Annotated in this window: 13 protein-coding genes and 1 tRNA gene; 9 read left to right on the top strand and 5 right to left on the bottom strand. The window is 39.0% G+C overall.

Annotation, left to right across the window (positions count from 1 at the left end; genetic code table 11):
* Positions 1-18: 18 nt before the first annotated feature.
* From B3600_RS02940 to B3600_RS02930, 3 genes are all read left to right on the top strand, one after another.
* Positions 19-1803: a RagB/SusD family nutrient uptake outer membrane protein gene (locus B3600_RS02940; protein ID WP_286752017.1), complete on the top strand. Its 1785-nt coding sequence runs from the start codon at positions 19-21 to the stop codon at positions 1801-1803.
* 108 nt (positions 1804-1911) lie between these two features.
* Positions 1912-5331 carry an endo-alpha-N-acetylgalactosaminidase family protein gene (locus tag B3600_RS02935; RefSeq protein ID WP_286752016.1) on the top strand — a complete coding sequence of 1140 codons (3420 nt, stop codon included), beginning with the start codon at positions 1912-1914 and terminating at the stop codon, positions 5329-5331.
* 33 nt (positions 5332-5364) lie between these two features.
* Positions 5365-6771 carry an arylsulfatase gene (locus tag B3600_RS02930; protein ID WP_286752015.1) on the top strand — a complete coding sequence of 469 codons (1407 nt, stop codon included), beginning with the start codon at positions 5365-5367 and terminating at the stop codon, positions 6769-6771.
* 71 nt (positions 6772-6842) lie between these two features.
* Here the strand turns inward: B3600_RS02930 and B3600_RS02925 are convergent, their stop codons facing one another.
* Positions 6843-7460, bottom strand: a complete 618-nt coding sequence (locus B3600_RS02925; RefSeq protein ID WP_286752014.1) for an RNA polymerase sigma factor — start codon at positions 7458-7460, stop codon at positions 6843-6845.
* Positions 7461-7642: 182 nt separating this feature from the next.
* Here B3600_RS02925 and B3600_RS02920 point away from each other — a divergent pair, with 182 nt between their 5' ends.
* From B3600_RS02920 to B3600_RS02900, 5 genes are read left to right on the top strand one after another with little or no spacing between them, the layout of a single operon-like run.
* Positions 7643-8668, top strand: coding sequence for a FecR family protein (locus tag B3600_RS02920; protein WP_286752013.1), 1026 nt, complete (start codon positions 7643-7645; stop codon positions 8666-8668).
* 34 nt (positions 8669-8702) lie between these two features.
* A complete protein-coding gene (locus tag B3600_RS02915) occupies positions 8703-11999 on the top strand; it encodes a SusC/RagA family TonB-linked outer membrane protein (RefSeq protein WP_286752012.1) in 3297 nt (1098 codons plus the stop codon).
* Positions 12000-12004: 5 nt separating this feature from the next.
* Positions 12005-13648 carry a RagB/SusD family nutrient uptake outer membrane protein gene (locus B3600_RS02910; protein ID WP_286752011.1) on the top strand — a complete coding sequence of 548 codons (1644 nt, stop codon included), beginning with the start codon at positions 12005-12007 and terminating at the stop codon, positions 13646-13648.
* A 19-nt stretch (positions 13649-13667) separates the two neighbouring features.
* Positions 13668-16382 (top strand): GH116 family glycosyl hydrolase, encoded by a 2715-nt coding sequence (locus B3600_RS02905; protein ID WP_286752010.1) that lies wholly within the window; start codon positions 13668-13670, stop codon positions 16380-16382.
* Positions 16379-16960: a hypothetical protein gene (locus tag B3600_RS02900; RefSeq protein WP_286752009.1), complete on the top strand. Its 582-nt coding sequence runs from the start codon at positions 16379-16381 to the stop codon at positions 16958-16960. The genes B3600_RS02905 and B3600_RS02900 overlap by 4 nt, the downstream gene beginning before the upstream one ends.
* A 171-nt stretch (positions 16961-17131) precedes the next feature.
* Here the strand turns inward: B3600_RS02900 and B3600_RS02895 are convergent, their stop codons facing one another.
* From B3600_RS02895 to B3600_RS02880, 4 genes are all read right to left on the bottom strand, one after another.
* Positions 17132-17611, bottom strand: coding sequence for a DoxX family protein (locus B3600_RS02895; protein ID WP_286752008.1), 480 nt, complete (start codon positions 17609-17611; stop codon positions 17132-17134).
* Positions 17612-17686: 75 nt separating this feature from the next.
* Entirely contained in the window at positions 17687-18796 is a 1110-nt protein-coding gene (nagA, locus tag B3600_RS02890) for an N-acetylglucosamine-6-phosphate deacetylase (RefSeq protein ID WP_286752007.1), read from the bottom strand.
* A 284-nt stretch (positions 18797-19080) separates the two neighbouring features.
* Positions 19081-19153 (bottom strand) — tRNA-Lys (locus B3600_RS02885).
* A 133-nt stretch (positions 19154-19286) separates the two neighbouring features.
* Positions 19287-21206, bottom strand: coding sequence for an ABC-F family ATP-binding cassette domain-containing protein (locus tag B3600_RS02880; protein ID WP_070568943.1), 1920 nt, complete (start codon positions 21204-21206; stop codon positions 19287-19289).
* A 60-nt stretch (positions 21207-21266) separates the two neighbouring features.
* Here B3600_RS02880 and B3600_RS02875 point away from each other — a divergent pair, with 60 nt between their 5' ends.
* Complete coding sequence (locus B3600_RS02875) at positions 21267-22301, top strand: quinone-dependent dihydroorotate dehydrogenase (protein ID WP_070569103.1); 1035 nt, start codon at positions 21267-21269, stop codon at positions 22299-22301.
* The last annotated feature ends 5 nt before the right edge of the window (positions 22302-22306 follow it).

Genomic DNA, 22306 nt, shown 5'->3' with positions numbered 1-22306 from the left:
CAATTAAATTTTTTTGAAATGAAAGTTATTACTATCAAAATATATGCAGTTATTGCGACCCTGTTTTTAGCATCATGCAATAGGGATTTTTTAGATATTCAACCAAAGGATCAATTGACAGTACCGTCAACGTTTACGACCTATGAGAACATTCGGACCTATGCCTGGCAGTTCTATAATGCACTTCCTGCATACGATCAAGGTGTATTAAACAGTGAGCTCAATAGCGATTTGATGCTTAACAGTACTGCCAATAGTGAGTCTAACTGGATCTGGAATAGAATGGTCGTACCGGCATCCTCTGGCGATTGGAGTGACCCTTACAAAAACATTCGTACGGTGAATATCATGCTTGACAATCTGGATAAATCGAGCCTTAGTGAGGCTGATAAGAAACATTGGCAAGCGGTGGGATATTTCTTTAGATCATTGAATTACATTAATCTATTGAATAAATATGGCGGTGTTCCCTTAGTGTTAAAAGAGCTGACCGATCAAGATACCGAAATATTGTATGGTCCTAGAAATACAAGAGACGAGGTAAGTCAGCATATTCTGACAGAATTACTTTGGGCCGAGCAAAATATAAAGCCAGAAGGTGACGGGCCAAATACAATCAATGTTCATGTTGTTCGCGCATTGTTGTCACGTTTCGGATTACGCGAAGGAACATGGCGCAAATATCACGGGATGCAGGATGGGGAGAAGTATTTGAATGCAAGTGTAAAAGCTTCAGAATCCCTGATGCTGAAGTTTCCAACAATTCATCCCATATATGACGAGGTGTTCAACAGTTTAAGCCTCGCAACGGTTCAGGGTATTATCCTCTATAAAAGTTATGAAGATAATCAGGTAATGCACACCCTATGTTATTTGCCAAGAACCTCATCGGGACGGTGGGATCTAACAAAAAAAATGGCCGATATGTATCTAATGAGGGATGGTCAAACCCGTTGGACGAGTCCGGAATTTGATGGCGACAAAAATCCGTATGATGAATTTAGGAATCGGGATCGCAGGATGTATTTTACTACACCACCCCCCTACAGAGTACAGGTCAATCATCCAAGCTTTACATGGACTCATACCGGTGATCCTAAACATCGGGAATATATAGATCTGATGAATCAGTTATCAGATGCCAACCATAAAAGATTCCCAATGACGAATTGGGAAGGACTGGTTTTAAGAGGTATGCCACATTTTCAGGATTTTCAGGAAGGTCAACCCTTCACAGTAAGTTATACTGGTTATCAGTTTTATAAATTTACCAACTGGTTTCTATTTGTTCAGGGAAGAGATATCACCGATTGCCCAATATTTCGGATTGAGGAGGTTATGTTAAATTATGCCGAAGCAAAGTTTGAATTGGGACAGTTAAATCAGGATATTGTAGATCGGACGATTAATCTGCTGCGAAAAAGAGGTGCTGTCGCTACATTGAAAATTGATGCGATTCCCAGTGATCCCACGCGAGATATGACCGTTTCCCCCTTGCTTTGGGAAGTAAGACGTGAACGCGCCGTTGAGCTCATAGGCGAAGGTTTCAGATTTGATGATCTAAGAAGATGGAAGAAAATGGACTATACCAGTGAAGTAAAATTGGGCCGTTATATTGCTAAAGGGACTGATGTTCCAGCCAATAATGCAATACGTATTCAGAATGGTGCAACAGCGGGGTATATTGATTATTTTGGAAAGCCTCCCGTTCCATTTTCTGAATATTATTACCTGTACCCAATTCCTTCGGATCAAATTGTCTTAAATCCACAGTTGGTACAAAATCCAGGATGGAGTAAATAATGAACTATTAGAGGAAAAAACTGCGCAAGGCAACAATAAATAGTTATTTGTTGTTGCCTTGTACTAACTATAATTTCCTGAGTTTTGTATCTAAATTTTAAATTGACAATGCTTCTCTTTTCTTCATCTATACGTAGAGAAAATAACTATTACATTCAGCTGGTGCTTAGGTTGTGTTTTATCGCCGTGTTTTTTGTTGGCCATTTTGATGTTCTTGCCCAAAAGTATACAATTGCGGATATCACTAAATACCAGAAAGATTATACCAAAAACATAGTCGATATTAAATCAGAGAAAGGGGAAAGCAAGATGTTCCTTTTTGATGCCAAAAGTCTTTTTCATAAAGATTTTATCATAGAATTTGATGTCATACCCTTAAATTCTGACTCTAAGTTTGGCGTAATCGCACATTATCAAAATCCCAAAGACTGGGTGTATATCGGCTGTGATTCAACATCAGATATTCTGACACATTCGCTTTGGAATTTCAGGCGTTCTGGTTTAACAAAATTTATTGGTAAGGATATTACCAAATTCTATAAGAATTTCAGGCGTACTGTCCTGATGAAGTTTGAGCAGCAGATAATAACCGTATATCTCGACGGCGAAAAAATTATCCAACAATATATACCCCAATCTGAAGGTAAACCTGGTCGACTTGGTTTTATGGCGCACAACGGCGGTGCAGTGAAGATTGAGAATATTAGCGTCCGAAAGCTAACAGCTGAAAAGAAAGATAAGATACAGGTCGGTGCTACCTTGGCTAATAATGAATTAAAAGTTTCTTTTGCAGCGGGATATCCTGCAATTCTAAACTATCAGCTGACAAAAGGAAATGTTGAGATACAGGGCAAAAAAACATTCAATAATCTATTTACGGTTAATGGTATTGATTATATCGGAAATACCAAAATTAGTCAGGTGAATCAACGGGTGGTTTATCATTCAATAATTCCAGCAATTGATGTTGCTTTTGACACGGAATTTTGGTTGGAGAAAAATAAAGTCCATTTGAAGTTGCATAATATTAGGGAAAGTAAGGGTTTTAAAGTAAAGACATTAGCTTTTCCAAACCATGATTTAGTTTCCGTAAAGCATAACATCGCTAATGCGCAACTTTCTATTGCCCACGGGCTTGAGATAGACGAATTTCTAAACCTTTCGGAACTAGAGGTCGACCCTGTCTCCAAAACAGCTGCGGTTGCAATTTTGAATACGAATCATATGGCGGTAAGTCTTATCTCTAACTCTGCTTATAATGCGGAGCAGATTCGCTATAGAACTTTCAACGATGAAAACAGTAAGTTTACCTCGCTATTTGCTGAAGAATGGATTATTCGTGGCATTGATGGATTCCGATTCCCTGATCCAGAATTAACGATAGTTTTTTCAAATGATAAGAATGGAGATCATCGGATCAATTGGCAAGATGCAGCTTATGAGTTAGCTAAAATCTTTCCCAAGCCCTATGCAAGCGAATCTGTTAGGAATGCTTATGCTACAATCACGATGAATTTTGCCAGCGGTGGACAATATCCATTCTTGCGACAATTGGACAATATCAAAAAATTCTATTTAGCAACGGATGGTTTTCCGCAGTTGTTGGAAATGAAGGGATACCAGTCTGAAGGCCACGACAGTGGACATCCAGACTACGCCGGTAATTATAATAAGCGTGCTGGTGGTTATGAGGATTTAAAGGAAATGATCGCTGTGGCCAAACGATATCATGCGGCGATCGGGGTTCATATCAATCATAGTGAGGCTTATCCTGAGGCCAAAGCCTACAGCGATAGTATCATGACGGATGTGCCAGGGTGGTCCTGGCTAGATCAGGCTTATTTGATCAATAAAAAACAAGATATATTAAATGGCTCTTTTGAAAAGCGTATACAACGGTTAAAATTCGACCTGCCCGAATTGGCTTTTGTTTACTTGGATACCTATAGAGAAGAACGGGCGATCGCCACTTATACTTCGGCATTATTCAATAAAATGGGCTGGGGGATTTGGACCGAAGAACCTAATATATTTTATAACTCGGCAATTTGGACGCATTATGTTCCAGACGCAAAAAGTACGATTGCCCGATTTATACTCCATCAATATAGGGATGGTTTTGCACAGCATCCTTTACTACTGGGGGGATACGATAGGGGAGCCAGCATTGGTTTTATGGGATGGCAGAAGGGTAGAGATTTTAATCAGGTAATCCGTAATTTTTTTACACTACAATTGCCTTACCGTTATATGATGCATTTTCCGTTGAAGCGAATCAATCAAGAAGAGGCATTATTTGAAAATGGTGTAAAAAGTACCTTGCAATATGGCCAACAGCAGTTGGAGCGCAATGGTCGTTTAATGAAGAAAGGAAATACTGTTTTTATACCATGGGATCCCATTCGGGAAGAAAAAATATATTTCTATAGCGATACATCGAATACATTAAGTTGGCAGTTGCCGGAAAGTTGGAAAAGCCAATCTGAAGTATTCCTGTATAAGCTTTCAGCGCGGGGGAAAACTTTTGTTAATCGTGTAGCTGTCGATAAAGCTGATCATAGCGTACAATTACACTCTGAGGCAGGGCAAGGCTATGTGTTATATAAACAGTTTGAGGATCATCAAGAGGATGTGCATTGGGGAGAAGGTTCAATTGTAGTCAATCCAGGATTTGACGGCGGTCTAGCAGGATGGGAAACGCATAAATCACCTGTTCAGGTCTTGACATTAGCCTACGGACAAGATGTCGTGAAACTTCGTGGAAATAGTCATATAAATCAGCGTATCAGGTTGAAAAAGGATGTTAATTATGATGTTTCAGTTTGGGTTCAGGTAAACGGCAAAGGTAAAGCTACTCTTTCACTTAATGGCCATAGCACATCAATCGATGAAAGCAAAGTCAAAAACTTTTTTGATAATACAGACCGGTTCGATACTTACTTCCAGCGCATGAAATTCTCGCTAAAAAGTCAAAGTGAAAACGCGCTATTGGATCTTTCATTTCTTAACAGTGATGATTCTTCATCCGTCTATTTCGACGATGTTAGGATCGTTGAGAGAAATGGGGCGGATCCGGAACCGGAACCTATTTTAATTTATTCCGAAGACTTCGAAAATGTAGACGAAGGTTGGGGTCCCTTTATTCCAAGTAAAAGAAGTGCTTTTAAGACCCATCTTTCCGAAAGACATGAGCCATATACGAAAGATAATATCTCGGGTCGCTATGCGCTAAAGACCTGGAATGAGGGAAATGGTGAAGTTTATCGGACTTCGCCCACAATAATACAGTTACAGGCCTGTCAGGAATATGCGTTGAGTTTTGATTATTTATCCACAGATGATGATGCCTATCAGGTAGTAATTCGCTCTACTAAAGACAATAGGGAAGTGCTAAAGGAGTATTTGAATGGCACTAAAAAGTTTAACAAAGTCTTTAAAACGGGCGATTCAGCTGATTATTACATCGCAATTGTCAAATTAAATAAAGGTACTTTTCTTTTGGATAACTTTAAATTGAAGAGTCTGTAAATCAGGCTCAAAATGTGAATAGAAATAAATAATATGAAAGTTTTAAAAATTCTAATTGGTATTTGTGCATGGATCACCATTCAATCTTCAGGATTGGCCCAGCCCATAAAAAGCAAGGCTAAACCCAATATTATATTTATACTAGCTGATGATATGGGCTATGGCGATTTGGGATCTTATGGGCAAAAGCTGATTAAAACACCTGTGTTGGATAAGTTGTCGGCCGAAGGTCGAAAGTATCTTCAGTTTTATGCAGGAAGTACGGTTTGTGCCCCATCCCGTGCAAGCTTGATGACCGGCCAACATACTGGACATACCTATATTCGAGGGAATGGGGAGGTTCCTTTAAGAGAAAAAGATACCATTCTTTCTCAAGTCCTCAAGGGCGCAGGATATACAACGGGAATGGTTGGCAAATGGGGTTTAGGATTGAAAGGAACAGACGGGGTACCTGAAAAAAAAGGATGGGACTTTTTTACAGGGTATTTGCATCATGTTGAGGGACATTATCAACAGAAAGATTTTGTATGGATGCTCAAGGAAGGTCATAGTGTTAAAGTAGGCTTGGATAAAGAAACCTATGTGAATGAGTTCTTTGCCAAAGAAGCATTACACTTTATTGAGCAGAATAAAAGCAATCCTTTCTTTCTATATGTTTCTTTTACCTTACCCCATGCCGAGTTGAAAGTTCAGGATCGGTACCTTAATTTGTATCTTAATCCAGATGGAACCAGTAAATTTTCTCCTGAAACAGCACAACCAGAAGGCTTGCATTATGGGGGGCAACCTTATCCAAAGGCTGCATATGCTGCTATGATTACTAGTATGGATGATTATACGGGATGGATTTTGGCTAAACTGAAGGAACTGAAACTTGATGATAATACGCTAGTTATCTTTACAAGCGATAATGGAACGCACAAAGAAGGTGGACGTACGATGGCCGATATTATGGAGGTTTTTCGCAGTACTGGCGGATTGCGCGGAATTAAAAGGGATTTATATGAAGGCGGAATACGCACTCCATTTGTTGCCAAATGGCCGGGCAATATTAAATCCGGCACCGAGAGTAAACTTTTAGCGACTTTCTGGGATGTTCTTCCAACCCTCGCCGAAATATCCGGTACCGAAACACCATTAAATATCGATGGTATTTCTTTCCGTAAAGATCTCTTTGGAGAAAAGCAAAAAACAACTAGACCACTCTACTGGGAATTTAATGAAGGCGGTTTCAAGCAGGCTGTACGGTTGGGTGATTGGAAGGCAATCCGGTTTTACAAAGAGGGAAAACCACTAAGAACCGAGCTCTATAATATTGCCAAAGATCCGGCTGAAAAAACAGACCTTGCACCCCAGAACCAGTCAAAAGTGCATGAACTAGAAATCTGGATGGACAAAGAGCATTTACCTGCGGAGAATAGCTATTTTAACATAAACTAATTGAAAAATTGAAAAGAGGTGAGCCTGATCTCTCACTTCTTTTCAATGAACTAATGTCGAACAATTTGAGGCTAAAATATGCTATAAATCTCTTTTGTGTACCAAGTTAAATAGGCTAATAATAGCATGTTATCAATATTGCCTAATTGACTCTTCAGATTTAATAAAGTGCGATGGTGTAACTTGTATGCAGATCGCGTATTAATTTCCATAATGTCACTTATCTCTTTAAATTCTAATCCTTTAACATATTTAAGATAAATGATCTCCTTCTGTTTTGCTGTCAATGTTTTAAATGCATCTTTTAATTTTTTCCGTATCTCGTCCGTTCTCTCTTTTTCAATAATGTCTAGTTCAACGGGGACAGCTAGTTTGAAATCATAATTATCCGCATCAATTTCCGTAGAATACAGTGGATTGTTCTTATTAAAACGAATCAGATTTAACATCTGATTTCGGAACATTTGCATAAGGTATGCTTTGGGATTTCGAACCTCAGCAAGGCTTTCTTTCTTTTCCCAAACTTTGATAAATGTATTTTGGATGACATCTTTGATAGTTTGAGGATCTTTACTGAACTGTTGGCCATATAAATAGATAGACTCAAAACAGTTGTCGTAGACCTGTTTAAAAGCAATAGAATTACCTCTAACAAAGTTCCCCCATATAAATATCAAATCGTCTGACATGGTAGATTAACATAATTTATTAAAAGCAAATCTATCAATTCCCATAAAACTTACAAATTATTCTACCTAATAAAAATTAAGTGATTGTTTATGTGTTGTTTATGAAATTTATGAAAAATAATGGGGCACTATTTTAAAAATGAGTGTCTACTGGATATAAACCAAAAAAGGGTTACTTACCAATGAATAAAATTGACGATAATCTACTTGAACAATTATATGCTGAAGCTCATTTTAATGAATTCACCTCACGACCTATTTTTATTGATCAAACGGAATGGGACAGTTGGTTTAGCAAAAATAATAAATACATTGCTGTTAAAGACCTAGCGAGATCCTTTTACACGATCAAATATTATGAAAATAATGTTTTTGATGGTAATGAAGAGCAAAATGAGGTATGGGAGATGATTGCATTAAAAATTAGTGATTCGACACAGCAGGACTCTTCTAATACGTCGAGAATATTACCCTATCTAAAGAGATTGTTTCCATACGCAGCAATTTTTATTGCCACACTGTTAGGAGCCATCTGGTGGCTTAATAAACCGATCGGAGTCCAGAAAAATAGTGTTTCCTTTTTTACCACAGAAAAAAAAGAAACGTTCCTTCTGCCTGATAGTACAAGGCTAACATTAAATAAAAATTCAAAAGCTATTTTTTCTTTTAATGATACAATTCGACTTTTGACAATTGAGGGAGAAGGCTATTTGGAAGTCGCAAAAAAGGAAAAACAAAGAAAACGAGTACCGTTTGAAGTAGAACATGAGGGATTTAAAGTCGAGGTTTTAGGTACTAAATTCAATTTTATCGGAACACGAAAATCCCAAAGTGTAGCCTTGTTTGAGGGTAAAGTAAAAGTTAGTGACCGCTCTGGTTATGCATTAATGAAGCCTGGTGAGGTTTTTAAAAGTCATCATGGTCAGCTAGTGAAATTAACGATTAATCCCAATTTCTTTGCTGCGTGGAATACTGGAGTTCTGAATTTGAATAATACCAGATTAAAAGAAATTTTGGATTGGCTCCAAATTAGCCAAGACCGCGACTTCAATATCCAGCTTTCCAAAGAACGTCTAAATAACACAATTAGTGGCAAGATCAAACTTGAGAATGAGTCTGACCTCTACCAAACCTTAGAAAATTTTTATAACCTAAATATTTCACATATCGGTAATCAGGTGTTGATTACAGAAGCCAACCAATATTAATTAATATCAATAAACCAAAACACAATCCTTAACTATGATTAATGATAAGTTTAAATTCATTGTAAGCTGTTGTCTTGCAACATCACTTACTGCTCAATCTTTTCCTTCCTATGGAAATTCTTACCTAAAGAATAGCAGATGGAGTTATCAGATTGGGCTTAAAACAACTACTTACAATTTAAAAATTGTTCAGCTTTTGGACCGGATTTCCAAAATTGAAGATGTTTATTTTGTCTATTCCGATAAGACTATTGAAGACGTTGTTTTTGAAAGTGTCGATCTGTCGAAAGCCCAATTAAAGAATCTTCCCGAAATTCTTCGTCTAAAAAACTTAAAAATGGTCAAAGTGAATAATAAACAATTTATTATTCAGTCTATCGGATCTCCTAAACCAAGGAATAACAGTTCATCATCGCTATCTGAGGTTCAACAACAACGGACAATAGTAGGTACAGTGGTCGATTCGCAGGGAAAAAATCTTTCAGGAGTTACCGTTAAAGATATAGAAGGTAATATATCGGTTTCGACAGATGGAAATGGAAAATTTGAGATCAAGAGCACCGTGGGGAATACATTGTCTTTTCATTCAATAGGCTATAAAAACCAGTTAGTTACTGTGTCTTCACTAGAAGTATTAAAGGTTATCCTGGAGGAGAAAAGTAATGATTTGCAAGAAGTGATTGTCGTAGGGTACGGTAGCCAAAAGAAGTCAGACTTAACAGGTTCTGTTGGTGTCGTTGATGTTGCTAAGTCGATGAATTCCCGACCTGTAACCAACGTTCAGGAGTTGCTGGCTGGAACTATTCCGGGTTTGAACGTGAGCAAAGGCAGCGGTGCGGTAGGGAGTGGTGCTTCGGTCAATATCCGGGGAACGTCCACCATTGGCGGTAGTTCTGGAACCTTGGTATTGATCGATGGGGTGCCAGGAAACATCAATACGTTAAACCCAAATGATATTGAGAGTATTTCTGTACTAAAAGATGCCGCATCAGCCTCTATTTACGGTTCGCGCGCCGCAAACGGCGTTATCTTGGTGACAACCAAAAGTGGACAGGCCCTAGATAAGCTTGCCGTTAATATTAGTTCCAGTGTGGGGTTTCAATCGCCTCAATTCATGATTGATTTTGTTGGAGCAGAGGATTTTATGAAATTATGGGATCAGGCCCTGATCAATGATGGAAAACCGGCATTGTACGGTCAACAGGGATTGGAAGATCTGCGGAACGGAAAATATGGTGATGTCAAGTGGTATGAAGAGATCTATAAAAAGAATTCAGCGATTACCAATAATTACCTCGCTTTTTCCGGTAATACGGAGAAAATGAAATACCGATTTTCAGCTTCACATGACTATCAGGATGGTACATTACCCAATAATAATTATAATCGGATCATCTTAAAGCCGGATATGACGTTTAAGATTACCGAAAATCTGAGTGCTAGAGCGAATATTCAATATACAGAAACCTATATCGATGCACCGCAGGGTGGTACAGAGATTTGGCAGACTCAGGCTACTCGGGTTGCACCAATCTATAAGGTTCGGAATGCTGCGGGGCAATATGGGCCTGGCTCATCTATGGTTAACAATCCGATAGCTGGAGTTTATGAGTCTGGATTCAACAAGCAAAAGTATAAGGAGCTGATGGGAATTTTTGAAGTAGCTTTTAAACCTATCAAAGGCATGGAGCTAAAAGCAAACTTTTCCCGTTACACATTTGATAACTGGAGCAAAAATAGAGTATTGAGTTATAACCTTTATAATGACGCTGGGGAAGTAGCAACTGTACAAAACCGGGTGACAAATTTAACTGATGCTGTGTCAAATAGCTACCGAAATATGTTACAATTTACAGGTGATTATGGTTTTAATTTTGATAATCATAACTTTAAAGTATTGGTCGGTTACTCGCAGGAGTATTTCAATACGTCCAATTTCTCCGCATTCAGAGATGCCTTACCTTTTGCCAATATTGATGTGTTAAATAGCGGTGGACAAGGTAATATGCAGGCTAAAGGGGATGCAAGTGACGTCGCTATTCAGTCTTACTTTTCTCGTTTAAATTACGATTTCAATGGAAAGTACCTTTTCCAGGCAAATTTAAGAGCAGACGGTTCATCTCGATTCGCCAAAGGTCATCGTTGGGGAGTATTTCCATCCTTTTCAGCTGGATGGAATGTTCATAAGGAAGACTTCTTCCATTCGGATGTGATTACCAACTTAAAAGCGAGGGCCTCCTGGGGAATTTTGGGCGATGCCGAAAAAGTTGGTTATTATGCGACATCGGCAATTCTAACCTATAATCCGGCCATGTATGGTTTAAATGGTGTCGTAGTCCCAGGAGCATGGAATAATGTTTCCATTAACCCCACTATCAGCTGGGAGGAATCCAAACAAACCAATTTTGCAATTGATTTGGGTTTGCTGAACAAGATCAATTTCACCGCAGAATATTTTATTAATAATAGAAACAACATTCTTTATGCACCACCCGTACCCTTGGAATTTGGATTAGGGGGGCCATTAACAAATCTCTTAAGCATGGAGAGTAAAGGGATGGAATTTCAGTTGGGTTATCAGGATCGTAAGAATGACTGGAACTGGTTTTTCAACGCCAATACTTCCTATGCCACAAATAAGGTTAAAGATCTGGCAGGTACAGGACCCTGGATTGGTAATTCGACTTTTACAGACGTAGGACATACCTATAATCTTCCATACGGTTACCGCGCTATTGGCCTTTTCCAATCCGAAGAGGAAATAAAAAGTAGTCCTTCACAGGGAACCAACGTATTTCCCGGTAATATAAAATTTGAAGACATCAATGGGGATGGGCAAATCAATGGCGATGATCGGGTAATTTTAAGAGATAAGCCCGTTATTAGATATGGATTCAATCTTGGTTTTGGCTGGAAAAATATCGATGTATCGATGAACGCCTATGGAGCTTTACAGAACGCCAGATATATTTCGAACTATGAGGGCTGGGCATTTTTTCTTGCGCAGAATGCAAGACCGATGCATTTGGATAACTGGACGACTGAAAACCCAAATGCAAGTTACCCGAGACTCTCCTTGCAATATACGTCCAATGATACGCAGTACTCCGATTTTTGGCTGCGAAGCGCGAATTATCTGAAAATTCAGAATGTACAGATCGGCTACAATTTTACTGGCGGGTTTCTTGAACGTCTGAAAATCTCTAATCTTCGGGCTTTCATATCCGGTCAGAATTTAGCAACAATTACCAATTATCCTGGATTTGATCCTGAAGGATCTTACTATCCATTATCCAGAACTTATTCTTTTGGCGTAAATCTTAAATTTTAAACACAATGAACTATCGAAATATAAGCAAGATTGCATTTGCGATCACCTTTATCATAAGTACAAGCGCATGCTCGGGCTTTCTTGACCGAGAACCATTATCTCAGGCATCAGAAAATACTTTTTGGCAAACAGAAAATGATGCAATGGTGGGACTTAATGCGGTATACACCGCACTTCCAGATTCAAGAGATTTCTGGCGAGACTGTCAAAGTGATAATTCTGTCATGACCAATGCCTGGGGAGAGGCTGGCTTGGGCTATATCAGTATGGGGAATCATAATGCCGCCACGGGCTACCTGAAAGAAGAATGGAAGTATGATCAAATTAGAAAAGGTCTCTATTTCTTGGAACGTCTACGTGGGATGAGTTTTGATGAAAATAAGAAAAAGAGATTTGAAGCTGAGGCAAGGGTTGTGATTGGTATGAGATACCTTCGAATGGTTCAGCTTTTTGGCGATATTCCGTTAATTAAGGAGAGTCCAGTTGCGCTGGATGAGAGTAGTCTTCCTCGAACAAAAAAAGAGGAAGTGCTAAAATACGCATTGGAAAACGCAGATTTTGCTATTAACAATTTACCAGACAAATACACTGGCGCCGATGCCGGCAGAATTACAAAAGGGGCAGCCTTGATGCTCAAGGCTAATGTTTTGTTATATCAGGCTAGCATCAAGCAGTTCCATGAAGGGACTAGTGATGCCACTTTATGGAAAGGAGCAGCTGATGCAGCAGCCCAGGTATTGAATTTAGGTTATAAATTGGTTGATAATTATGCCGATATCTTTAAACAGGATAACAACCGTAATATGGATGAAACGATCTTGGCTTACCAATATGTTCAAGATAAAATAACTCACATGTTACCGGTATTGGCTTCACCCTCAGGTACCGGGATTACAGGAAATGGCTGGGCATCTTTTTGTCCGACAAGAGATTTGGTAGATTCCTATCTGTGTACAGACGGTAAGACAATTACAGCGTCGCCTTTGTATAATAAGCAAGATCCCTGGGCAAACCGTGACAAACGACTTACGCAAACCTTTATGTTACCAGGTGTTCCCGTTTTAAGGCCTAATGGTCAATACACACCGTACCAACCCCATCCAGCGTATAATCAAAGTGAAAAGATCAACAGTGAAGGCGGTGGATTAACAGGTTATATGTATTTGAAGTTTAATGAACCGAACTACAGTAAACCGAGCGAAGGATTTGCCAACTGGCCAATTTATAGATATGCTGAAACACTTTTGATCGTTGCAGAAGCGTTAAACGAGTACAAACCGGGAGATATACAAATAAAAACAGTCTTGGATCAGGTAAGGAAACGGGCTGGACTTCCCGCGATAACAACGGCCCAGCTGAGCGACAAAAACGAAATGCGCCAGATTATCCGTGAAGAAAGAAGACATGAGTTTGTCGCTGAACATAAGCGGTACTTCGATATCCTACGATGGAAAATTGCTGAGGATGTCTTAAGCAAGCCCGCGTATGGTATCAATAGTGATAAAAATGACCCAATTGGAGACTGGACCAAACCTAAATTTTTGGCACAAAATCGGGTGTTCGACAAAAGTAAACATTACCTTTGGCCAATACCACAAGAAGCCATCGACAAAAACCAAAAATTGTTGCCTCAAAATGCAGGCTGGTAAAATGAATATAAACGGAAAAATGGACAGAAGAAACTTTTTAAAGAAATCGGGTCTACTTGGACTGGGTGTATTAGCTGCTAATTACCCCGTCTGGTCAACCACTATGTTTGCCTGGGATCAACCTATGCACAATATTCCATTGGACAAAGGATATCCTGCGGAATGGATAAAGTCACTCTACCAAAAGGGAGATAAAATACAATATAGAAAAAGTAAAAACGAACTGAAATATATCGGTATGCCTGTTGGAGGACTCCATACTGGTACTGTTTATATTGGTGGTGATGGCAGATTGTGGTTGTGGCAGATCTTCAATGATGCCTACGATGGTCTGAAAGAGGGGATAGAAACCAAAATTGTACAGTGGGACAATGGAAAGGAAATGGTCAAGGTGAGACCGAGAGATGGGTCGGCCTATATTGAGCCTGCTATTGCAGATAATCTGCGGAAATTCGAACAGGGTTTTAAGGTCGTTGTAAGAAAATCGGGAGAGCTCTTTCAGAAAGACCTGAATGAAAACGATTGGGACGAAATAATCTTTGAACCTTCTTATCCAAGCTGTAAAGTTACCTATAGCAGTGAAACGTTCCCGGTGGATGTTGAGTTGACCGCATTTTCTCCATTTATTCCCCTGGATGAAGATAATTCATCTTTACCATTGACCACATTTCAGATTGAGGTAAGAAATAAATCCAATGCGGATCTGGACGTGGAGTTGATCGGATGGATGGAAAATGGGGTGCACAAAGGTAGAAAAGATTTCAAAAGCGTAAAGAAAGTAGCTGAGCTAGACAGATCATATACGACACACAAGATAATTCAATTCACATGCGATCAGGTAGCTTCACAGGATCTCACAGCAGGTGACTATGGTAACATGGCATTTATGTGCCATGATCCAGCGATTAAGCTCGTGACAAGTATTCAGGAATGGCCAATTAATCCGAATAATTTTGTCGATACTGAAGAAAAACGTGTAGAAGATTTTGACAAAATGCAAGTTGCGGCAATAAGTTCCCGCCAAAAAGTTTCGCGTTCAGATTCAAAGAAGTTCAATTATGCTGTTGCCTGGTATTTTAACAATCCACATCCGCAATTGATAAAACGTCTGTCCGATGCCAAGGAAGGATACTGGTTTGGCAAGAAGTTTAAAGACGCAGTTGATGTACTGAAATATTATTCAGCAAACAAGTCCCAATTAGACAATGATACCATGACTTGGGTAAAGACCTGGAATGATACAACTTTACCATACTGGTTCATTGATCGAACTTTTGTTAACATTGGAACCTTGGCAACAGCAAATACGATGCGTTTTGCAACCGGTCGATTCTGGGGATGGGAAGGCGTGGGCGCCTGTGCCGGCACTTGCACCCACGTCTGGCAGTACGGTCAGGCTATGGGCAGAATTTTCCCTGGTTTAGAGAGAAATCTGCGCGAAACTACTGATTATGGAGTGGGATTTGTGAAAGATTCTGGAGCAATAATATTCAGGGCAGAATATGAGACTAGACCTGCGATTGATGGTCAGGCTGGAGTGATCTTAAGGACCTACCGTGATCATCAGACGAGCAAAGACAGTCAATTCTTAAAAACAAACTGGTCCGCGATTAAAAAAGCGACTCAGTTTATCCTGGATCAGGACAAGAACGGTGATGGCATGACAGATACACCAATGGAAAATACACTGGATGCCGTTTGGGAAGGAGAGATTGCCTGGATTGTCGGCCTCTGTTTGGCAGCAGTAAAAGCAGGCGAACTAATGGCTGAAGAAGTCGGTGACAAAAACTTTCAAAGAGTTTGTGCCGAATATTTCAGAAAAGGGAGCAAAAATATGGATGAGCAGCTGTTTAATGGCGAGTATTATATCCATAGGCCTAACAAAGAATTTGGTAGAAAGAAATTGGGCTCTTACAATACCTGCCACATTGATCAAGTGTATGGACAAGCGTGGACCTTTCAGGTCGGACTTCCACGAGTAAATTCTAAAGAAAAAACCATGTCTGCTCTTCGTGCCCTTTGGAATTACAATTTTACACCGGACGTAGGACCTTATATAAAAACACATCTTCAGGGTAGGCCATATGCACTTGCAGGGGATGGAGGAATGGTGATGAACACCAATCCCAAGAACGAGAAAAATGCTTATGGAGAGAATGAAACCTGGCAGTTGGGGTATTTTCATGAATGTATGAGTGGATTTGAACATCAGGTAGCGGCCCATATGCTTGCAGAGGGAATGGTGGATGAAGGTTTAATTCTTACCCGTAAGATTCACGATCGATATCATGCATCGAAGCGAAATCCATTTAATGAAATCGAATGCAGTGACCATTATGCCAGAGCCATGGCAAGTTATGGTACATTTATTAGTGCTTGTGGATTTACCTACCATGGTCCAAAGAAGCAGATCGGCTTTGACCCTAAAATTAATCCTCAAGATTTTAAAGCTGCATTTACAGCTGCGGAGGGCTGGGGAAGCTTTTCACAGCGGTCATCTGTTACTGAATTTAACGCTTCCCTGAAACTTGAAAAAGGACAGTTAGAACTTGGTGAAATTTCGCTGAACGTCTACGTAAAAAAACAGCTATCAAAGAAAAATATCACAATTAGGTTGGACCAAATGACTTGCCAAGTTCAAGATGCTCTGATTGCAGATGGAAAGGTCAACATTGTTTTAAAAAATCCTACTTTAATTAAAAAAGGTGAAGAACTTTCAATCCAGATCATATGAAGAAACGAATAAGTTATTTATTGCTTGTGTTTTCGGTTTTATTTATAAACTGTCAGCCAAATAAAACCTCGGTTCCCGATGGACAGAAATCAACAAGTTGGAAGAAGCAACTTCAGACCGAATTACCTCAATTGGGACATCGAAACTGGTTGTTGGTGGTAGACAAAGCATTTCCGCTACTTGCAGATGAAAATATTCAAATTATTGAGACCAATGAACAACTGGTGGATGTATTGAATGAAGTAAAGAACCAAGTAGGGGAGCAGGCACATGTTAAACCAATCCTATACAAGGATCTTGAGCTTGATTATTTGAATGAAGAACTCGTTCCGGGAATAGAAAAGTTTAAAAAAGACTTATACAGGATTTATCCCAAAGAGTCGTATTCGGTGATCTCGCACAACGAGATCTTTTCTAAAATGGACGCTGCATCAAAACTGTTTAAGGTATTGGTTCTCAAAACAAATGCTGTCATGCCATACTCCTCTGTTTTCATGGAGCTGGACTGTAAGTATTGGAATGTTGACAAAGAAATTTTACTGCGGGACAAAATAAAGAAAGGAAACTCCGGTAATTAGCTGTCCGAACTTTTTATCATAATAATTTAGGTTTAGTTGGAGGCATTCAAAGATTTCTTTGAATGCTTTTCAATTTGAAGGTTGTCTATAATTTTTATTCCTTAATTTTGTACTTTTCTACGATCTTATACTTAAGCCAAAATTTGAAAAAAGAGAGAATAAAAAAATTTTTCATTTTTGAAAATACCTATCAAAACCGACCTTTCCATAACCATACCCTAAAAAAATGAAAAGTAATAATAAGTACAACACTTGTGGAAGGTAAAGAAAATAACTTAGCCATGTAAATGGATCCATCGGGTATATTTTTCCTCCATCCAAACTTGGCAGCAGCTCTTTTGGAATCGAATTTAAATCATGGCTTATAAGGGCAACTAGGATAATGATAATTAAACCTGCTGAACTTATACGGGTAAATAGTCCAATCAACAAAAATAGACCGAATATGCATTCAAAAGTCGCAGTAAAGTTTGCCGTAAACTGAGGATAAGGGAATCCAATTTTACTGATCGTATTTAACATACGTTCCTGAAAAATAGGATGAAATAATTTGTTAAAGCCTGTAATGGTAAAAAACAGTCCGATAAGAACCCTAGCGACAACATAGAAGCTTATTCCAAATTTATTTTGAAAATTGTTAACTGATTCCATATTCTTTAGATTTTTTTGTGAAGTATTTTTTTGCTATTAAATGGTTATAACGAGTTATTGATCTGCGGATCTCGTTTATATTTTTGGTTTTCCTGCCATAAATACCTGCTGAATTTCAAATTCACTGTTGAATAAAACTAAATCAGCATCATAGCCGGCTTTAATTTCGCCTTTGTTTAATTGAATTAAACGAGCAGGATATTTTGTAGCCATATTCACGGCTTCTGGAAGCCCAATGTTCAAATGTACAACACCATTCTCAACACATTTCAACATGGTAAGATTCGATCCGGATATTGTTCCGTCTGGCAGTTCAAAGTGATCACCTTTATCTATATGAATAAATTGACCGATATTAGTTCTTGTAACAGCATCTGTGATAAAAAATAGCTTGGAACCCAATTCTCTCTTTGCTATTCTTGCCATTGCGAAATCCACATGGATGCCGTCTGGAATTATACTTGTGTAGGGTCGTTCTTCAAAAACAGCAGGTATATATCCCGGATGGCGATGATGCATCTGTGGCATCGCATTAAATAGATGAGTAACAGCTTTAACAGGATTATTTAAGAATCTTTTCGCTTCCTGATATGTTGCATTACTATGTCCACAGGACAGAATGATGCCTTCATTTGTTAAAAATCGTAGTACTTGATCTTCTTGAAGTTCCGGAGCCAGTGTCATCATCTTAATTACTCCTTCTCCCATACGCACCCATTTTTTTACGAGATCAAAAGAAGATTTTCTGATTAAATTAACAGGATGTGCACCCTTCTGTTCAGGGTTTAGAAAAGGCCCCTCTAAATGTAAACCTAAAAAGTTCCCTTGGCAAACTTTATAATACTCACGTGCAACATGTATAACTTCTTCGGTATCATTTAGGGAACTGGTTGCAATGGTAGCTAAGAATCCTGTTGTTCCTTGCGAAATCAAATCGTGCTCCATTTGGGCCAAGGTATTAACGTCTCTTTTTGCACTCAATAGATTGCCACTACTTCCATAAACCTGAAGGTCTATGAATCCTGGTGTAACGTAAAAACCATTACAATCAATTTTTTCAAAATTCGTTGAAAGTACCGAACAGTCAGTTATTCCCAATATTTTGTCATTAGAAATAATAATCGCTTTGTTTTTAATAATCTCGCCGTCTGAAATTATCTGTAGATTATGGAGTACTTTTATCATATGAATATTTAAAATTTAATATTTAAGCGCAAAGACTTATTAGGAGTCACATTAAATATAGCTTGAAAATATTTAGTAACTAAAGCACTGTTATAAATCAAAAAATAGAATAGATAGATTTGTAAACGATTGCCTCGAGATTGGCATTTATTCGCTGAAATTTCGCTGTCAAAATGATTTTGGAAAATACTTTGGCTAGTTTTTAAGGAGTTTAATGCAGAATGATCTGATTGATTTTTGTTATTAACACAAAAAAAGCCAATCTTGCGATTAGCTCTTCTCAGTGATCCCGCTGGGATTCGAACCCAGGACCCATACATTAAAAGTGTATTGCTCTACCAGCTGAGCTACGGAATCTTACTTCTTTATTTTGAACTGTCGTTCCTTGTTTGAAGTGATGCAAAAGTAGGGCTTTAATCCTGTTCCTGCAAATAATTTTGGCTTAAAATCATGCTTTGAGGTTTAATAAGCTGATTTTAAGCCAAAAAAATTAACCATTTTCCAATTCCATGATTTCTTCCGCCAGCTGTTCCCAACTCTCCTGAAATTGCGTCAATAATGCCTTCGCTGAGTTGTAAGAGCGTGTAGTTTCCTGTAACTTAGTCGCATCCGAATACACTGCTTCGTCGGCAAGTTTTGATTCTAAATTTTTAACTAAAATTTCTTGCTCTTCAATTTTTTGTTCAAAAGACGTTAGCTCCTTATTTTTTTTACTCAACAAACGTGTTTTATCTTCCGTAAGTGGTTGCTTTTCTTTCTTTACTTTGGGTTCTTCCTTGATTTTTTTCTCCGTTTTTACGTCCGCCTTTACGACGCGTTTTGCAGCCCATTCTTCATACTCCTGATAGGTACCTGGGTATTCCTTGATCTGTTTATCTTCAATGTACCAGATTTTGTTTGCTACATTGTCTAAGAAATAACGATCGTGGGAGACAACGATAAATGTACCTTCGTATTGCTGCAAGGCCTGGATCAGAATGTTGACAGACTGCATATCCAAGTGGTTGGTAGGCTCATCGAGCGCTAAGAAGTTCGCGTCCGCGGTTAATGCTTTTGCAAGGGCCACACGCGATTTCTCACCTCCGGAGAGTACTTTGATCTTTTTGAATGCATCATCACCAGTGAATAGAAAACATCCAAGGATCGAGCGCAATTCAGTCTCTGTATGCTTCGGCGCAAAAGTTTGTAACTCGGCAAGGATGGAATTTTCCAGATGTAAGGCCTCCAGCTGGTGTTGCGCAAAAAATGTCTGCGAAACATTGTGTCCCTGTTCTGCTTTTCCTTCAAACTGGTGATCCGCATTGGCCACGATACGTAAGAGGGTAGATTTACCTTTACCATTGGCACCAATTAGGGCTATTTTATCACCCTTTTCTATAATGGCTGAAGTATTTTTTAAGATCTCCAGGTTAGGGTATGACTTGGAAATATTTTCCAATGTCACGACGTGGCGCCCCGAAGGTTTTGAAAATTTAAAGCTGAAGTTTACCGTAGGATTGTCATCGTCTACATCGTCAATTCTCTCCAAGCGATCTAATGCTTTGATGCGCGACTGCGCCATTTTGGCTTTAGAAGCCTTGGCGCGGAAACGCTCGATAAGGCGTTCTTCCTGTTTTATCTTGGCTTGCTGGTTTTTGAATTGATTGGCCTGCAATTCATTCCGTAGTTCCTTCTCTTCAAGATAAAAACTGTAGTTACCTGCATAAAGTGTTAATTTTCCTTTACGGGATTCTACCGTTTTCTTGATGATGCGGTCAAGAAAATATCGATCGTGGGAAACAATCACAATGGCGCCATCAAATGCTTGCAGATAGTTCTCCAGCCATTTGATGGAAGGTAAGTCCATGTGGTTGGTCGGTTCATCCAATAACAGAATATCTGGAGTTTGCAATAAGATACGGGCAAGCATAACCCGCATACGCCATCCTCCGGAGAAAGTGGCCAATGGTCTTTTCTGTTCTTCTTCGGAAAAACCTAAACCGGCAAGGATTTCATGGGCCTTAAATTCGATGTTATAACCATCTAAAGCCTCAAATTCTACTTGTTTATCACTTAGTTTATTCAGGATTTCATCCGAATAATCTGTTTCTAGTTTGTGGAGTAAGTCCTCGATTTCGGCATGTAATTGATTTTGGCGCTCAAAAGCTTCCATGGCAACATGCAAAATGCTTTTGTCAGAATGGTACGACAATAAGTCCTGGTTTAAATAACCAATCTTAAGGTCCTTCGCCATGGAAATCGTTCCTGATGTGGGCGTATATTGACCGACAATAAGGCGAAGTAAAGTCGATTTACCTGTACCATTGGCACCGATCAAGCCAACTTTATCTCCTGGTTTGATATGCCAGTTTGCTTCGTCATATAAAGCGCGAGATCCTATTTCAAATGTTAAATTATTTATTGATATCATTTCAACTGCAAAAGTACAAAAGTAATGAATATTTCTTCTTCTTTGAGTAACTTTGCGATTATGTATAAATTAGTCAAACCTATATTCTTTACAATGAATCCGGAGACGGCTCACCATAAAGTGACCGGTGGATTGAATGTTTTCTCAAAAATTTGGGGCGCCAAACAATTATTGAATGCTTTTTTTACCGTGGAAGATCCACGTTTGGAACGCGAAGTCTTTGGATTGAAGTTTAAAAATCCGGTGGGCCTTGCTGCTGGCTTTGATAAAAATGCGGAATATATTGCGGATATGACTAATTTGGGATTTGGTTTTATCGAAATTGGAACGGTAACTCCTAAGCCGCAACCGGGCAACGATAAACCCAGGATGTTCCGCCTTGTTCCCGATGAAGCGTTGATCAATAGAATGGGATTTAATAATCAGGGGGCAGATGTTGCCGCTACAAGATTGAAAAATCTAAAGGATCGAAAAGGATTGTTAATAGGGGGAAATATCGGTAAGAATAAGGTGACACCCAATGAAGAAGCTGTCAATGATTATATTTATTGCTTCAATGCATTGTTTGACTACGTGGATTATTTTGTTGTCAATGTGAGTTCTCCGAATACACCGGGCTTACGGGATTTACAGGAAAAGGAGCCTTTAAAACATATATTGAATACTTTACAAAGCCTCAATATCGCAAAATCGGCTCCGAAGCCCATCTTGCTTAAAATAGCGCCCGATTTGACGGATAGTCAATTGGATGATATTGTCGAGATCGTTTTGGAAACTCAAATTGCAGGTGTTATCGCAACGAATACGACGATTTCAAGAGAAGGCTTACAGAGCCAACAGGAGCTGATCAATGAAGCGGGTGGTGTAAGTGGACGTCCTTTGACAAAACGTTCAACGGAAGTGATTCGCTACTTAAGTGAAAAATCCAACAAGGCATTTCCGATCATCGGTGTAGGGGGGATTCATTCGGCGAAAGATGCCATTGAGAAGTTAGATGCTGGAGCCAGTCTCATTCAAGTTTATACCGGTTTTATCTACGAAGGCCCAGGCTTGATCGCAAAGATTTGTAAAGGTATTCTTCAAACTGGAAGATAAGGATT

The sequence above is a fragment of the Sphingobacterium sp. UBA2480 genome (assembly GCF_002341965.1).
Classification (GTDB): Bacteria; Bacteroidota; Bacteroidia; order Sphingobacteriales; family Sphingobacteriaceae; genus Sphingobacterium; species Sphingobacterium multivorum.
The sequence above is the reverse complement of the archived record's forward strand: the minus strand, read 5'-3'. Positions and strand labels throughout refer to the sequence as shown.

What these genes read in the sequence shown, in the direction of transcription:
- B3600_RS02940 (WP_286752017.1), top strand. Translation starts at nt 19, where the DNA reads ATGAAAGTTATTACTATCAAAATATATGCAGTTATTGCGACCCTGTTT.
- B3600_RS02935 (WP_286752016.1), top strand. Translation starts at nt 1,912, where the DNA reads ATGCTTCTCTTTTCTTCATCTATACGTAGAGAAAATAACTATTACATT.
- B3600_RS02930 (WP_286752015.1), top strand. Translation starts at nt 5,365, where the DNA reads ATGAAAGTTTTAAAAATTCTAATTGGTATTTGTGCATGGATCACCATT.
- B3600_RS02925 (WP_286752014.1), bottom strand. Translation starts at nt 7,460, where the DNA reads ATGTCAGACGATTTGATATTTATATGGGGGAACTTTGTTAGAGGTAAT.
- B3600_RS02920 (WP_286752013.1), top strand. Translation starts at nt 7,643, where the DNA reads ATGAATAAAATTGACGATAATCTACTTGAACAATTATATGCTGAAGCT.
- B3600_RS02915 (WP_286752012.1), top strand. Translation starts at nt 8,703, where the DNA reads ATGATTAATGATAAGTTTAAATTCATTGTAAGCTGTTGTCTTGCAACA.
- B3600_RS02910 (WP_286752011.1), top strand. Translation starts at nt 12,005, where the DNA reads ATGAACTATCGAAATATAAGCAAGATTGCATTTGCGATCACCTTTATC.
- B3600_RS02905 (WP_286752010.1), top strand. Translation starts at nt 13,668, where the DNA reads ATGGACAGAAGAAACTTTTTAAAGAAATCGGGTCTACTTGGACTGGGT.
- B3600_RS02900 (WP_286752009.1), top strand. Translation starts at nt 16,379, where the DNA reads ATGAAGAAACGAATAAGTTATTTATTGCTTGTGTTTTCGGTTTTATTT.
- B3600_RS02895 (WP_286752008.1), bottom strand. Translation starts at nt 17,611, where the DNA reads ATGGAATCAGTTAACAATTTTCAAAATAAATTTGGAATAAGCTTCTAT.
- nagA (WP_286752007.1), bottom strand. Translation starts at nt 18,796, where the DNA reads ATGATAAAAGTACTCCATAATCTACAGATAATTTCAGACGGCGAGATT.
- B3600_RS02880 (WP_070568943.1), bottom strand. Translation starts at nt 21,206, where the DNA reads ATGATATCAATAAATAATTTAACATTTGAAATAGGATCTCGCGCTTTA.
- B3600_RS02875 (WP_070569103.1), top strand. Translation starts at nt 21,267, where the DNA reads ATGTATAAATTAGTCAAACCTATATTCTTTACAATGAATCCGGAGACG.